Annotated in this window: 13 protein-coding genes; 9 read left to right on the top strand and 4 right to left on the bottom strand. The window is 53.1% G+C overall.

What is annotated here, in order from left to right; all coding sequences use genetic code 11:
- Positions 1–65: 65 nt before the first annotated feature.
- The 4 genes from alr (at position 66) to AC534G_RS23595 (ending at position 3,915) form a co-directional block, all read left to right on the top strand.
- Positions 66–1,145, top strand: coding sequence for an alanine racemase (gene alr, locus AC534G_RS23610; RefSeq protein WP_110496231.1), 1,080 nt, complete (start codon positions 66–68; stop codon positions 1,143–1,145).
- A gap of 134 nt (positions 1,146–1,279) precedes the next feature.
- Positions 1,280–2,473 (top strand): aromatic amino acid transaminase, encoded by a 1,194-nt coding sequence (gene tyrB / locus AC534G_RS23605; protein WP_069325109.1) that lies wholly within the window; start codon positions 1,280–1,282, stop codon positions 2,471–2,473.
- Between the two features lie 245 nt (positions 2,474–2,718).
- Positions 2,719–3,432 carry an acid phosphatase AphA gene (gene aphA / locus AC534G_RS23600; protein WP_038636269.1) on the top strand — a complete coding sequence of 238 codons (714 nt, stop codon included), beginning with the start codon at positions 2,719–2,721 and terminating at the stop codon, positions 3,430–3,432.
- A 126-nt stretch (positions 3,433–3,558) separates the two neighbouring features.
- Positions 3,559–3,915 (top strand): MmcQ/YjbR family DNA-binding protein, encoded by a 357-nt coding sequence (locus tag AC534G_RS23595; RefSeq protein ID WP_038636271.1) that lies wholly within the window; start codon positions 3,559–3,561, stop codon positions 3,913–3,915.
- 85 nt (positions 3,916–4,000) lie between these two features.
- Here AC534G_RS23595 and uvrA read toward each other — a convergent pair whose 3' ends face one another.
- Positions 4,001–6,823, bottom strand: a complete 2,823-nt coding sequence (gene uvrA, locus AC534G_RS23590; RefSeq protein WP_110496229.1) for an excinuclease ABC subunit UvrA — start codon at positions 6,821–6,823, stop codon at positions 4,001–4,003.
- Between the two features lie 251 nt (positions 6,824–7,074).
- On the opposite strand from uvrA, the gene ssb1 reads away from it, so the two are divergent.
- The gene (gene ssb1 / locus AC534G_RS23585; RefSeq protein ID WP_069325111.1) at positions 7,075–7,599 is read left to right on the top strand and encodes a single-stranded DNA-binding protein SSB1; all 525 of its coding nucleotides are present in this window, start codon (positions 7,075–7,077) and stop codon (positions 7,597–7,599) included.
- Positions 7,600–7,664: 65 nt separating this feature from the next.
- Here ssb1 and AC534G_RS23580 read toward each other — a convergent pair whose 3' ends face one another.
- Positions 7,665–7,946, bottom strand: a complete 282-nt coding sequence (locus AC534G_RS23580) for a YjcB family protein (protein ID WP_038636276.1) — start codon at positions 7,944–7,946, stop codon at positions 7,665–7,667.
- A gap of 551 nt (positions 7,947–8,497) precedes the next feature.
- On the opposite strand from AC534G_RS23580, the gene pdeC reads away from it, so the two are divergent.
- Positions 8,498–10,084: a cyclic di-3',5'-guanosine monophosphate phosphodiesterase PdeC gene (gene pdeC / locus AC534G_RS23575; RefSeq protein ID WP_110496227.1), complete on the top strand. Its 1,587-nt coding sequence runs from the start codon at positions 8,498–8,500 to the stop codon at positions 10,082–10,084.
- 2 nt (positions 10,085–10,086) lie between these two features.
- Here pdeC and soxS read toward each other — a convergent pair whose 3' ends face one another.
- Complete coding sequence (gene soxS / locus AC534G_RS23570; protein WP_005132611.1) at positions 10,087–10,410, bottom strand: superoxide response transcriptional regulator SoxS; 324 nt, start codon at positions 10,408–10,410, stop codon at positions 10,087–10,089.
- An 86-nt stretch (positions 10,411–10,496) separates the two neighbouring features.
- Here soxS and soxR point away from each other — a divergent pair, with 86 nt between their 5' ends.
- The 3 genes from soxR (at position 10,497) to AC534G_RS23555 (ending at position 14,717) form a co-directional block, all read left to right on the top strand.
- Entirely contained in the window at positions 10,497–10,955 is a 459-nt protein-coding gene (soxR, locus tag AC534G_RS23565) for a redox-sensitive transcriptional activator SoxR (protein ID WP_003826630.1), read from the top strand.
- 609 nt (positions 10,956–11,564) lie between these two features.
- The gene (gene ghxP / locus AC534G_RS23560; RefSeq protein ID WP_038636284.1) at positions 11,565–12,914 is read left to right on the top strand and encodes a guanine/hypoxanthine transporter GhxP; all 1,350 of its coding nucleotides are present in this window, start codon (positions 11,565–11,567) and stop codon (positions 12,912–12,914) included.
- A gap of 156 nt (positions 12,915–13,070) precedes the next feature.
- Positions 13,071–14,717, top strand: coding sequence for a Na+/H+ antiporter (locus AC534G_RS23555; protein WP_038636287.1), 1,647 nt, complete (start codon positions 13,071–13,073; stop codon positions 14,715–14,717).
- 49 nt (positions 14,718–14,766) lie between these two features.
- Here AC534G_RS23555 and AC534G_RS23550 read toward each other — a convergent pair whose 3' ends face one another.
- The gene (locus AC534G_RS23550; protein ID WP_038636290.1) at positions 14,767–15,657 is read right to left on the bottom strand and encodes a LysR family transcriptional regulator; all 891 of its coding nucleotides are present in this window, start codon (positions 15,655–15,657) and stop codon (positions 14,767–14,769) included.
- Positions 15,658–15,675: the final 18 nt, after the last annotated feature.

Genomic DNA, 15,675 nt, shown 5'->3' with positions numbered 1-15,675 from the left:
TTCTCAGGCTTGTCGCCTTTCTGCAACACGAATGATTTAGGAGATTCTTTTATTAAGGAATACACATGCAAGCGGCAACTGTAGTTATTAACCGCCGCGCTCTGCGACACAACCTGCAACGTCTGCGTGAACTGGCTCCTGCCAGTAAACTGGTTGCGGTCGTGAAAGCGAACGCTTACGGCCATGGTCTGTTAGAGACCGCGCGAACGCTCCCCGATGCGGACGCTTTTGGTGTCGCTCGTCTTGAAGAAGCCCTGCGGCTTCGCGCGGGGGGCATCACGCAGCCTATCCTGCTACTGGAGGGATTTTTCGATGCCACCGATCTGCCGACTATCTCCGCGCAGCGTCTGCATACCGCCGTACACAACCTGGAGCAGCTCGAGGCCCTGGAGGCCGCAAAACTGGCTGAACCGGTCACCGTCTGGATGAAGCTCGACACGGGCATGCACCGCCTGGGCGTGCGTCCTGAGCAGGCCGAGGCGTTTTATCAGCGCCTGACGCAATGTGAAAATGTGCGCCAGCCGGTCAATATCGTCAGCCACTTTGCACGCGCGGACGAGCCTGAGTGTGGCGCGACTGAAAAGCAGCTCGATATCTTTAATAGCTTCTGTGAAGGCAAACCGGGGCAGCGTTCGATTGCCGCATCCGGTGGTATTCTGCTGTGGCCGCAATCTCACTTCGACTGGGCGCGTCCGGGGCTGATTCTGTACGGCGTCTCACCGTTGGAAAACCACTCTATCGGTGCCGATTTTGGCTGCCAGCCGGTGATGTCGCTAAACTCCAGCCTGATTGCGGTGCGTGAGCACAAAGCGGGCGAACCGGTCGGCTATGGCGGTACCTGGCAGAGCGAGCGCGACACGCGTTTAGGCGTGGTGGCGATGGGTTATGGTGATGGTTACCCGCGTGCGGCGCCGTCTGGAACACCGGTGCTGGTCAATGGTCGTGAAGTGCCGATCGTTGGTCGCGTCGCGATGGATATGATCTGCGTCGATTTAGGCCCTGAGGCACAGGATAAGGCCGGTGATTCAGTGATTCTTTGGGGTGAAGGTTTGCCCGTGGAACGCATTGCTGAAATGACGAAAGTAAGTGCTTACGAACTTATCACGCGCCTGACCTCAAGGGTGGCGATGAAGTATATCGACTAAGTTCATGATATGCCGGACAGGCGGAACGCCGCCATCCGGCAATATGCTCGCCAACTGCAACATCCTCTCGATCTTCTTCCGCTTCCGGTTTATTGTGTTCTTATCCTCTGCCTGTAAACCTGGAGAACCACCTCGTGTTTCAAAAAGTTGACGCCTACGCTGGCGACCCGATTTTATCGCTCATGGAGCGATTCAAAGAAGATTCACGTAGCGACAAAGTGAACCTCAGCATTGGTCTGTACTACAACGAAGACGGCATTATTCCTCAGCTTAAAGCGGTGACGGAGGCGGAAGCCCGACTCAATGCCCAACCGCATGGCGCTTCGCTGTATCTACCGATGGAAGGTCTGAACACGTATCGTAATACCATTGCGCCGCTGCTGTTTGGCGCGGATCATCCGGTTCTCCTGCAACAGCGTGTCGCAACCATTCAGACGCTGGGTGGTTCCGGGGCGCTAAAAATTGGCGCAGATTTCCTGAAACGCTATTTCCCTGACTCTGGCGTATGGGTCAGCGATCCAACATGGGAAAACCATATCGCGATTTTTGAAGGGGCTGGATTCGAAGTGAGTACTTACCCCTGGTATGACAATGAAACCAACGGGGTACGTTTCAATGACCTGCTGGCCACGCTGAATACCTTACCAGCGCGCAGCATCGTGCTGCTGCATCCGTGCTGCCATAACCCGACCGGTGCAGATTTAACCCCTGCGCAATGGGATGCCGTTATTGAGATTCTGAAATCGCGAGATCTGATCCCGTTCCTCGACATTGCCTATCAGGGCTTTGGCGGCGGAATGCAAGACGATGCTTACGCGATCCGCTCTATAGCCAGCGCCGGATTACCCGCTCTGGTCAGCAACTCATTTTCTAAAATTTTCTCTTTATACGGCGAGCGCGTCGGTGGGCTGTCTGTGGTATGTGAAGACGCCGATGCAGCAAGCCGCGTTCTGGGACAATTAAAAGCGACCGTACGTCGTAACTACTCCAGCCCGCCGAACTTTGGTGCGCAGGTGGTCGCTACGGTACTGGGTGATGACGCGCTGAAAGCCAGCTGGCTGGCGGAAGTCGAAGAGATGCGGACCCGCATCCTGGCAATGCGCCAGGAGCTGGTTAACGTGTTGAGCGCTGAAATTCCTGGTCGTAACTTTGACTATCTGCTGCAACAGCGCGGGATGTTCAGCTATACCGGGCTTAGCGCCGCTCAGGTCGATCGCCTGCGTGATGAGTTTGGTGTGTACCTGATTGCCAGTGGTCGTATGTGCGTGGCCGGATTGAATCACGCTAACGTGCAGCGCGTGGCGAAGGCCTTTGCTGCCGTTATGTAACAATCTGGTTTGCCGGATGGCGGCGTCAACGCTTTACCCGGCCTACAAGAGCATTGGTTTTTTTCGTTTGTAGGCCGGATAAGCGTAGCGCCATCAGGCATGCTTTTCTGTGTGATCGTGCTCTTTTTCTGTAACAAAACCAGAGAAAATCCTTCCTTTCCCTTCCCTCAGGGGGTAAGGTCAGATAGTTTTTTGACCAGTTGTTAATAAAAAAATGATAACTAACTGACTACTTAGGGAAAAATATGCGCAAGTTTACGTTGGCACTGAGTGCCGTTTGTTTATTGTTCACGTTAAATCAGCCTGCTCAGGCATTAGTTTCTTCTCCCTCGCAGCTCAATCCAGGCACCAACGTTGCAAAACTCGCCGAGCAGGCCCCCATTCACTGGGTTTCCGTGGCGCAAATTGAAAACAGTCTGACTGGACGCCCGCCGATGGCCGTCGGGTTTGATATCGATGATACCGTCCTTTTTTCCAGTCCGGGCTTCTGGCGCGGTAAGAAAACGTACTCTCCGGACAGTGAAGATTACCTGAAGAATCCGGCTTTCTGGGAGAAAATGAACAACGGCTGGGACGAGTTCAGTATTCCAAAAGAAGTGGCGCGCCAGTTAATTGATATGCATGTGCGTCGTGGCGATAGCATTTTCTTCGTCACCGGACGTAGCCCGACGAAGACTGAAACGGTATCGAAAACGCTGGCTGATAACTTTCACATCCCGGCCGCTAATATGAATCCGGTCATTTTTGCCGGCGACAAGCCGGGCCAGAACACCAAAACGCAGTGGTTACAGGATAAAAACGTGCGCATGTTCTACGGCGATTCTGACAATGACATCACCGCTGCTCGCGACGTGGGTATTCGCGGTATTCGTATTTTACGTGCTTCCAACTCCACCTATAAACCGCTACCCCAGGCTGGCGCGTTTGGTGAAGAGGTGATCGTAAATTCTGAGTATTAAAGGCGCAGGCTGCTGTTTGGTGGTTTTTTAAACAAATTTGCGTTACCGGCTTTTACCTTTTGCGGACTTGCTGCACACTGAATAAAAGATGTTCTCATTAGGCGAGTGCTGGTAAGGGGAATAAAGATGACGAATTCGGAGTTGCTGCAATACTGCATGGCTAAAACGGGCGCGGAGCAGAGCGTGCACAGTGACTGGAAAGCCACACAAATCAAAGTCGAAGATGTACTCTTTGCCATGGTAAAAGAGGTAGAAGAACGCCCGGCGGTCTCTCTGAAAACCAGCCCTGAACTGGCGGAATTACTGCGTCAGCAGCATAGCGATGTACGACCAAGCAGGCATCTGAATAAAGCGCACTGGAGCACGGTGTATCTGGACGGCTCGCTGCCGGATTCGCAGATTTATTATCTGGTTGATGCCTCTTATCAGCTGGCGGTAAACACGCTGCCGGAAGATAAACGTCGGATATTGGCGCAGCCCTGATCTGTTTTGCCGGATGCGGCGCAAGCGCCTTATCCGGCCTACAAGAAATTATGCATATTCTGTAGGCCAGATAAGTGTTGCGCAATTACAACAGCGGTTTGAGGAAGCGGGCCGTGTGTGAAGCTTCACACTCAGCGACCGTTTCTGGCGTGCCGGAGACCAGAATTTCCCCGCCGCCGCTACCGCCTTCCGGACCGAGATCGACAATCCAGTCAGCGGTTTTGATTACGTCCAGATTGTGCTCAATCACCACGATGGTGTTGCCCTGATCGCGCAACTGATGCAGCACGTCCAGTAACTGCTGAATATCCGCAAAATGCAGACCGGTGGTCGGTTCATCAAGGATATACAACGTCTGCCCGGTGCCGCGTTTTGACAGTTCGCGCGCCAGCTTCACGCGCTGCGCTTCGCCGCCGGAGAGCGTAGTGGCCGACTGGCCGAGACGGATATACGTCAGGCCCACGTCCATCAGCGTTTGTAGCTTACGCGCCAGCGCCGGGACGGCATCGAAGAACTCGCGTGCTTCTTCAATGGTCATATCCAGCACTTCGTGGATGGTCTTGCCCTTGTACTTAATCTCCAGCGTTTCGCGGTTATAGCGCTTGCCTTTACACTGGTCGCACGGCACGTAGATATCCGGCAGGAAGTGCATTTCAACTTTGATCACGCCGTCGCCCTGACAGGCTTCACAGCGTCCGCCGCGAACGTTAAAGCTGAAACGACCCGGCGTGTAGCCGCGCGCGCGGGACTCTGGTACGCCAGCAAACAGTTCGCGCACCGGCGTAAACACACCGGTGTAGGTTGCCGGGTTGGATCGCGGAGTACGACCAATCGGGCTTTGGTCAATGTCGATCACTTTGTCGAAATGTTCCAGGCCCTGAACATCGCGGTACGGTGCAGGTTCAGCCAGCGTGGCGCCGTTCAGCGCTGTCTGCGCAATCGGGAACAGCGTGTCGTTGATCAGCGTCGATTTACCCGAACCAGAAACCCCGGTAATGCAGGTGAACAGGCCAACCGGCAGCGTCAGGGTGACATCTTTCAGGTTGTTGCCGCGCGCGCCGGTAAGCTTCAGCACTTTTTCCGGATCGGCCGCCACGCGCTGTTTCGGTACTTCAATTTTACGCTTACCGCTCATGTACTGGCCGGTCAGCGACTCAGGCACCGCCATGATGTCGTCGAGCGTCCCTTCGGCAACCACCCGGCCGCCGTGAACGCCAGCGCCCGGGCCGATATCGATAACGTGGTCAGCGGCGCGGATCGCATCTTCATCGTGCTCGACCACAATCACGGTATTACCCAGATTACGCAGATGGATGAGCGTGCCCAACAGACGTTCGTTATCGCGCTGATGCAGACCAATAGACGGTTCATCCAGGACGTACATCACGCCGACCAGACCCGCGCCGATCTGGCTTGCCAGACGAATACGCTGGGCTTCGCCGCCGGAGAGCGTTTCCGCTGAACGCGACAGCGTCAGGTAGTTGAGGCCGACGTTGACCAGGAATTTCAGACGATCGCCAATCTCTTTAAGAATTTTCTCTGCAATCTTCGCTCGCTGACCGGCAAGCTTCAGGTTGTTGAAGAAATCCATCGCATGACCGATGCTCATGTCGGAAATTGCGGGCAGCGGCGTATTTTCAACAAATACGTGGCGGGCTTCCCGGCGCAAACGCGTCCCTTCACAGCTGGCGCACGGGCGGTTGCTGATGAATTTGGCTAATTCCTCGCGTACCGCGCTGGATTCCGTCTCTTTATAACGGCGCTCCATATTGTGCAATACGCCTTCGAACGGATGGCGGCGTACGGACGTATCGCCGCGATCGTTCATGTATTTAAATTCGATATTCTCTTTACCGGAACCGTACAGCACCACTTTATGCACGGCGGGGTTCAGGCTGGCCCATGGGGCTTCGACGTCGAATTTATAGTGTTCCGCCAGTGACTTAAGCATCTGGAAGTAGTAGAAGTTGCGGCGATCCCAGCCGCGGATAGCGCCACCGGCCAGCGACAGTTCCGGGTTTTGAATCACCCGGTCAGGATCGAAATACTGTTGTACGCCGAGGCCGTCACAGGTCGGGCATGCGCCCGCCGGGTTGTTGAATGAAAACAGACGCGGTTCCAGTTCGCGCATGCTGTAGCCGCAGATCGGGCAGGCGAAGTTGGCAGAGAACAGCAGCTCTTCCGCTTTCGGGTCGTCCATATCGGCAACCACTGCCGTACCGCCGGACAGTTCCAGCGCGGTTTCAAACGATTCCGCCAGGCGCTGGGTGAGATCGCCACGTACTTTAAAGCGGTCAATTACCACTTCAATGGTGTGTTTCTTTTGCAGCTCAAGCTTGGGCGGATCGGACAGGTCGCACACTTCCCCATCGATACGGGCGCGGATATAGCCCTGACCCGCCAGGTTTTCCAGCGTTTTGGTGTGCTCGCCTTTGCGCTCTTTAATTACCGGCGCCAGCAGCATCAGACGCTTGCCTTCTGGCTGCGACAGGACGTTGTCCACCATTTGACTCACGGTCTGCGCCGCCAGGGGAACGTCGTGATCCGGGCAGCGCGGTTCGCCAACGCGGGCAAACAGCAGGCGCAGATAGTCGTGAATTTCGGTAATCGTACCTACCGTGGATCGCGGGTTATGGGATGTCGATTTTTGCTCGATTGAGATGGCGGGAGACAGCCCCTCAATGTGGTCGACATCCGGCTTTTCCATCAGTGACAGAAACTGACGCGCGTACGCGGAAAGGGATTCAACGTAACGACGCTGTCCTTCGGCATACAAGGTGTCGAAAGCGAGCGAAGATTTGCCTGAGCCCGAAAGCCCGGTGACGACAATCAGCTTGTCGCGCGGGATGACGAGGTTGATGTTTTTGAGATTATGGGTGCGGGCGCCCCGAACTTCGATCTTATCCATTCATCTTTCCCGGATTAAACGCTTTTTTGCCTGGCTGCATGGTGCTACCGGCGATCACAAACGGTTAATTATGACACAACCTGACCTGAATGGATATACAGTATTGGAATGCAAAACGCAGGTGTCTGTGCAACAATGTCTATCCGGGGTTGTTTACTGGAATCGATCTCGCAACGTAGTAAAAGCGCTATTGGAAATGCTACAATCCCGCGCTTACACTTATTCAGTAACGTTTTTCAGGAGACACGATCATGGCCAGCAGAGGCGTAAACAAGGTGATTCTCGTCGGTAATCTGGGCCAGGACCCGGAAGTACGCTATATGCCGAATGGTGGCGCAGTTGCCAACATTACGCTGGCTACTTCCGAATCCTGGCGTGATAAAGCGACCGGCGAAATGAAAGAGCAGACTGAATGGCACCGTGTCGTGCTGTTCGGCAAACTGGCGGAAGTAGCCAGCGAATATCTGCGTAAAGGTTCTCAGGTCTATATCGAAGGCCAGCTGCGTACCCGCAAATGGACCGATCAGTCCGGCGTAGAAAAGTACACCACTGAAGTTGTGGTTAACGTTGGCGGCACCATGCAAATGCTGGGTGGCCGTCAGAGTGGTGGTGCTCCGGCAGGCGGCGGTCAGCAGCAGGGCGGTTGGGGTCAGCCTCAGCAGCCGCAGGGCGGCAATCAGTTCAGCGGCGGCGCGCAGTCTCGCCCGCAGCAGTCAGCTCCGGCAGCGCCGTCTAACGAGCCGCCGATGGATTTTGACGACGATATTCCGTTCTAATTTTTCTGCTTTATACGAAAAATTATGGCTACCTCAAAACAGGGGTAGCCATATGTGATTTTTTATCAGTTCAACACCATCGGCCAGTCTGGCGGTGTGTGGCTCATCACTTCAACCATCACATTTTCAATGTTCTTCCAGATTGCGGACATATCCACCAGGGTTATGCCGAGCAGCCCGGTTGCAAACCAGCAGGCGAAAACCAGTCCCAAACCGCTACTAATGACGGCCAGGCCAATATAATCTGATTTACGAAAACGGATATTGAGCGTGCTGGCTAAAAACATCAGCACCGCGCTGAGTAGCTGCCATCGCAGAAGAACCACGCCAGTTGTTATCGTTGCCATGAAAAAACGTCCTCAGAAAGTCTTGATGCCCATGACAGCGCGGGGGTGTTCACCGAGGGTGTAGTACTCTGGCTCTCGACGGGCAATAACACGAATGAAACATTGTTTCTGTTACATGAATTGTGTGAACTATATCACATTTGCTCGTTTGTTCACCAGTGTTAGAGGTTATTTTTGCAGGATAATAACCATGTTATTTGCATGGTTATTTTTAATAAAAAAAACGATAACAAATAATCTAATAAAAAGATGCATATGGATTACCTGTTATGTTTATCCTAAATTATTCGTTAAGAAATTTAATGAATTTCTTAAACACGACCAGGATAATGCTCATAAAAAATTACTACTTATTGATAATAATGTTATGAAATAAGCATAACTTTGAGTTTGCCTTACGGAAAAATAATATCAGCATCATCTATTATCAGACTTTTACATAGAGAAGTCTGTTGCTAATAATGATAGATTCATGCAACTTAATCAGTCAGTGTTTATAGCATCCCGCCTAATGGGTTCTGGCATATACGAAACAGGGAAATAGGGCTGACATGAATCACAGTGCGCGACGCAAGATGCTGAAGTTCTTCGGAACATTCATGGTGGTATTGCTCCCCGTGGTGCTGGCGTTATGGTTTGCTCACATCCGGGCGATGTCCGAAACCCGTAATCAACTCAGCTCTTTTGCTCAACTGGTGTTAAATAAAACGGAATTGGTGATCCTCCAGGCTGATTTAGCGCGTGATATGGCCCAGTTGTATCAGGGTAAGATGTGTACCCCTGCCCATCAGAAAAGTATGCTGAATATTATTCGTGGTCGTTTATATATCAGTGAGCTAATTTATGCGCAGGGCGATCATTTTTTGTGCTCTACGTCAATGATGCCGCGAGTCCCATATATTATGGCGACAGCCGACTATAAACGCGCGCCAGACGTCTTCATCTATTACTACCGCGACACCCCCTTTTTCGCTGGCTACAAAATGACGTACATGCAACGAGGAAACTACGTTGTCGTCATCAATCCATTATCTTACAGCGAAGTCATGTCTGATGATCCGGATCTGTCCTGGGGAGTATATGACACGGTAACGGACACCTTTTTCTCTGCCAGCGAAGGGGCGAATATTGCGCAGTTCTCGCCGCTGATAAGCGGTGAATCCTCAACATTCCAGCAGGGCGAGCGATTCTATACCATCGTACATTCAGAAAAACGCCCCATCGCGATTATTGTTTCGACCTCCGACGCTCGTGTGAATCAGATTTTCTATCATGAGGCGGCGTTAACGATCCCCTTTGGGATTATCTGCAGCATCCTGATACTGCTCATGTGGTGGCGTACGCGTCAGGAATACCTCTCTCCCCGCCGCTTATTAAAACGTGCGATCAAGAAACGTCAGCTTTGTCTGTACTATCAGCCGATCATTGACATCAAAAATGGACAATGTGTCGGGGCCGAGGCTTTGCTACGCTGGCCAGGCTGTAACGGCGAGGTGATGAGCCCGACGGAGTTTATTCCGCTGGCGGAAAAAGAGGGGATGATTGAGCAGATCACGGATTATGTTGTTGAGGAGGTCTTCAAAGATTTAGGGGCTTTTCTTTCGGCGAATCCTCAGTTGTATATCTCGATTAACCTCTCGGCCTCTGACTTTCATTCATCCCGACTGATTGCTCTGATTGCCGAAAAAAACCATGAGTACTCCGTGGCGGCCCAGCAAATTAAAGTTGAGATGACGGAGCGCGGCTTTATCGATGTACATAAAATGACACCCATCATCCAGGCGTTTCGGCAGGCCGGTTTTGAAGTGGCGTTTGACGATTTTGGCACGGGATATTCCAACCTCCATAATTTGTCAGCGTTGAATATCGATATCCTGAAGATCGACAAATCCTTTATTAGCACGCTGGCCACTAACAGCACCAGTCACTTGATTGCCGAACATATCATCGAGATGGCGCAAAGCTTAAACCTGAAGACGATTGCGGAAGGGGTGGAAACGGCGGAGCAAATCGGGTGGTTGCTTGAACACGGCGTACAGTATTGCCAGGGCTGGTATTTTGCGAAGGCGCTGCCGCCGCAGGAGTTCATGCATTGGATAAAACGCTCGCCCGCCATACTGACGCAGAGCGGGCAATAATTTTACAGGCGGTGGCGGTAATCGCTGGGAGTACGATCAAACTCTCGGCGAAATACGCGCGAGAAGGTTTGCTGCGATACATAGCCAAGATCCATCGCAATATCGAATATAGGCCGTTCGGTCGTCCGTAGTTCAACGGCGGCCAGCAGAAGCCGACGTTGGCGGATGTAGTCACCCAGCGTCTGACGCATCACCGTGCGGAACATTCTCTGCAAATACCACTTTGAGTAACCTGATTTTTTCGCAACCGCCTCAATGTTCAGCGGTTGATCGATATGTTCATCAATCCATTCAATAAGGGTCTGAATAATCTGCTGATGGGACATAGAGTTGCCTCTTTCTCAGTGTTCGATTCGTCGTTTTGTCTGTGGGCGAGTATAATTCCTCAAGTTAACTTGAGGTAAAGCGATTTATGGAAAAGAAATTACCCCGGATAAAAGCGTTGCTCACGCCAGGTGAAGTTGCAAAGCGTAGCGGTGTGGCGGTATCGACCCTGCATTTCTATGAAAGCAAAGGATTAATCAGCAGTATGCGCAACAGCGGCAATCAGCGTCGATACAAACGCGATGTGTTGCGTTATGTCGCGATTATCAAGATTGCCCAACGTATCGGCATTCCACTGGCCACGATCGGCGACGCGTTAGGTGTATTACCTGAAGGGCATTCGCTCAGTGCCAAAGAGTGGAAGCAGCTCTCTTCGCAATGGCGCGAGGAGTTAGACCGACGCATTCATACTCTGGTGGCGTTACGCGATGAGCTGGATGGGTGTATTGGCTGCGGCTGTTTATCCCGCAGTGATTGCCCGTTGCGTAACCCTGGCGATCAGCTTGGCGAGCAGGGGACCGGGGCGCGCCTGCTGGAAGATGATTGATTGGTTTAAAGTATGTGGCGGATATAACGGGTGTAAAACTAAAGCGCCACAGAGGGCGCTTTAGTTTGGTTCCGGTCTTTGTCTTTCACTCTATCCCGTTGGTTCACGGGAGGGTTTCCCCCGACATCAACACCCCTCAGTCGAGCACGTTTGGGGAGGTTCCGGTCTGTGTTGATAATGTAAGTGTAAGCCACCCCTCTCTATTTGCCAGTGAATTGATTGCTTTTTAGCCAAAAAATTTTCCGCATCTTCATGCATTTTTTTGCGCGAGCAGGCGTGAAAAATAAATGCAAATCTTGTAATAACTCAGCGAAATTTGTTGCCAGATTGCGCATTGACGATAACGTTTGCGCATCGTCTGGCTATTTCTTGCGCATTATAAGAAGAAATGAGTAAAAAGCGGCAAAGTTCAGTTGAAAACCAACGTATGATCGCTGGATAATCGTTTGCTTTTTTTTATCACCCGTTTTTTATGCGCGGAGCTAAACGTTTGCTTTTTTGCGACACCCCTATTGACGCAAAGCTGGCACATGGAGAAATCGTTTAGCAGGCAGTGGATTGTCCACCACGCATAATGACGAAAAAATAAACTCTCAGGGGATGTTTTCTATGTCTACGCCTTCAGCGCGTACCGGCGGTTCACTCGACGCCTGGTTTAAAATTTCGCATCGCGGCAGTACCGTTCGTCAAGAAGTCGTTGCCGGATTAACGACGTTCCTGGCCATGGTCTACTCCGTTATCGTGGTTCCGGGGATGCTGGGTAAAGCCGGATTCCCGCCTGCCGCTGTGTTTGTGGCAACCTGTCTGGTTGCGGGCGTCGGTTCTATTGTGATGGGCCTGTGGGCGAACCTGCCGTTGGCGATTGGCTGCGCCATTTCGCTGACCGCGTTTACCGCATTCAGCCTGGTGCTGGGACAACATATTAGCGTGCCTGTGGCGCTGGGCGCGGTGTTCCTGATGGGGGTTCTGTTTACCATCATTTCTGCGACTGGTATCCGTAGCTGGATCCTGCGCAATCTGCCGCAGGGCGTTGCGCACGGTACGGGGATTGGTATCGGCCTGTTCCTGCTATTGATTGCGGCCAATGGCGTTGGTCTGGTGATTAAGAACCCGCTGGACGGCCTGCCGGTTGCGCTGGGCGACTTCGATACTTTCCCGGTGATTATGTCACTGGTTGGTCTGGCGGTGATTATTGGTCTCGAAAAACTGAAAGTACCGGGCGGCATCCTGCTGACCATTATCGGTATCTCCATCGTCGGCCTGATTTTCGATCCGGCCGTACATTTCTCCGGTATTTTTGCCATGCCGTCGCTGAGCGATGAAAACGGCAACTCGCTGATCGGCAGCCTGGATATTATGGGCGCACTGAACCCGATCGTACTGCCGAGCGTGCTGGCGCTGGTTATGACCGCGGTCTTCGATGCGACCGGAACCATCCGCGCGGTAGCCGGACAGGCGAATCTGCTGGATAAAGACGGACAGATTATCGATGGCGGCAAAGCGCTGACCACCGACTCCCTGAGCAGCGTGTTTTCTGGTCTGGTAGGGGCTGCACCGGCGGCGGTTTACATTGAATCCGCAGCGGGTACGGCGGCAGGCGGCAAGACCGGCCTGACGGCGATCACCGTTGGCGTATTGTTCCTGCTGATCCTGTTCCTTTCTCCGCTCTCTTATCTTGTTCCTGTTTACGCAACGGCGCCTGCGTTAATGTATGTGGGGCTGCTGATGCTGAGCAACGTGGCGAAAATCGACTTTGCTGACTTTGTCGACGCGATGGCGGGTCTGGTCACTGCTGTATTTATCGTCCTGACCTGTAATATCGTTACCGGCATTATGATTGGTTTTGCTACCCTGGTCATTGGTCGCATTGTCTCTGGCGAATGGCGCAAACTGAACATCGGTACGGTGGTGATTGCTATCGCGCTGGTGGCCTTTTACGCGGGCGGTTGGGCTATTTGATTTTACGTCGATGACGCTCCTGAAAACGGGTGGCCCAGGCCGCCCGTTTTTATTTTCAGAACACACTCGTTGTCTTTTGCGATACTCTCAAGTAGATAGAATTAAGGCACGACGCCTTTATCATCAATCATAAGAAACATCGCAAACAGGGAACGCATGGAAATCTTTTTCACCATACTCATCATGACCCTTGTGGTCTCGCTGTCGGGGGTATTTACTCGCGTATTGCCCTTCCAACTCCCATTACCCCTTATGCAGATCGCCATCGGCGCCTTGCTGGCGTGGCCGACGTTTGGTTTGCATGTGGAATTCGATCCTGAGCTGTTTCTGGTGCTATTTATCCCGCCGCTGCTGTTTGCCGATGGCTGGAAGACGCCGACGCGTGAGTTTCTGGAGCACGGGCGAGAGATTTTCGGCCTTGCGCTGGCGCTGGTTCTGGTCACGGTGGTCGGGATTGGCTTTATGATTTACTGGCTGGTGCCGGGGATCCCTCTCATCCCTGCTTTTGCGCTGGCTGCCGTGCTGTCGCCAACCGATGCCGTCGCCCTTTCCGGTATTGTGGGTGAGGGGCGCATCCCGAAGAAAATCATGGGTATCCTGCAGGGCGAAGCGTTGATGAACGACGCGTCCGGCCTGGTCTCGCTGAAATTTGCCGTTGCCGTGGCGATGGGCACGATGGTGTTTACCGTCGGCGGCGCAACGCTTGAGTTCTTCAAAGTGGCGGTTGGCGGCATCCTGGCCGGTTTTGTCGTCAGTTGGTTATACGGACGCTCCCTGCGTTTTCTTAGCCGTTGGGGCGGTGATGAGCCGGCAACGCAAATCGTCCTGCTGTTCCTGCTGCCGTTTGCGTCTTATCTGATTGCGGAACACATCGGTGTTTCAGGCATTCTCGCGGCGGTTGCTGCCGGGATGACGATTACCCGCTCTGGCGTGATGCGCCGCGCGCCGTTGGCGATGCGTTTACGTGCTAACAGCACCTGGGCGATGCTGGAGTTTGTGTTTAACGGCATGGTCTTCTTGTTGTTAGGACTGCAGTTGCCGGGCATTCTGGAGTCATCTTTGGCGGCGGCGGAAGTCGATCCGAACGTTGAAATCTGGATGCTGTTTACCGATATCGTGCTGATTTATGCCGCGCTGATGCTGGTACGTTTTGGCTGGCTGTGGACCATGAAGAAGTTCAGCCTGCGCTTCCTGAAGAAAAAGCCGATGGAGTTTGGCTCCTGGACGACGCGTGAAATCCTGATTGCCTCCTTTGCGGGAGTTCGCGGGGCCATTACCCTCGCCGGTGTGCTCTCCATTCCTCTGTTGTTACCGGACGGGAGCGGCTTCCCGGCGCGTTATGAGCTGATCTTCCTCGCCGCGGGCGTGATTCTGTTCTCGCTGTTTGTCGGCGTGGTGATGCTGCCGATTCTGCTACAGCATCTGGAAGTTGCAGACCACTCGCAACAGCAAAAAGAGGAGCGCATTGCCCGTGCTGCCACGGCGGAAGTAGCGATTGTCGCGATCCAGAAAATGGAGGAGCGTCTGGCTGCGGATAGCGAAGAGAACATTGATAATCAGCTACTGACTGAGGTGAGTTCCCGTGTCATTGGTAACCTGCGTCGTCGCGCCGATGGGCGAAACGATGTAGAAAGCTCAATGCAGGAAGAGAACCTGGAGCGACGGTTCCGTCTGGCGGCGCTGCGTTCAGAACGCGCCGAGCTTTATCATCTGCGCGCCACGCGTGAAATCAGCAATGAAACGCTGCAAAAGCTATTGCACGATCTGGATTTGCTGGAAGCGCTGTTGATTGAGAACCAATAAAAGGAAGCTCGTTGTAGGCCGGATAAGGCGTTAAGCCGCATCCGGCATTTTACGACTCCTGCGTTAACCAAAACCCTTCGCAACATTTCAGCCATGCCTGGGCGCTGTGCGACAGATACACACCTTCGCGCCAAATCATGCCCAACTGCCAGCGTAAGTCGCTTTCCAGAGGGATCCAGCGCAGCGTTTGCTTATCCAACCGCTGGCAAATCGGCTCCGGTAAAATGGCGATCCCGACGCCGGCTTGCACCATTGCCGCCAGAAAATCCCACTGCCCGCTGCGCACAGCGATACGCGGTTTTACGTTGTGCTGGTTAAACAACTCAAGCAGTTGACGGCTCAACGCGAAATCTTCGTTGTAGATAAGCAGCGGATGCTCCGCCAGCGCTTCGGGGGAAATGGAGTCGCACGTTGTCCATTGACCGGAGCGGGGGACCAGCACGCAGAGCGGATGACTGAAAAGTGGTAAGGTCGCCAGACCGCTCTCTTCTTCAACCGGCAACGCGGTCATCGCAACATCCAGATCGCCGTTCATCACCGCCTGCTGGACGGTTAAACCGCCAAATTCAGACACTTTCAGTTCCACGCCGGGATAACGCTGGCGAAAAAGGCTGATGGGGCCAGCCATCAACATACCCACCATGGGCGGGATACCGAGGCGCAATATTCCCTTGTTGAGGTGATTAATGTCGCTGAGTTCTGCTTCGAGCTGGCGGAACTCGGCGAGGATCGCCAGGCCGCGTTCGAACACGACCTGGCCGGTATCGGTCAACAACAGCCGCCGTCCGTCGCGGATGAGCAACGTGCAATTAAGCTCGTCTTCAAGGTTCTTCAACATTTTGCTGATGGTGGGCTGGGTGACAAAGAGTTTCTCCGCTGCGCGGGTAAAGCTCTGCTGACGCACCACCTCAACAAAATATCGCAGCGTTCTGATATCCATGATTATTCCTTAAGACTA

The sequence above is a fragment of the Citrobacter sp. CRE-46 genome, from assembly GCF_059615875.1.
Note: the sequence above shows the minus strand (reverse complement) of the source record. Positions and strands in the feature narration are given on the sequence as shown.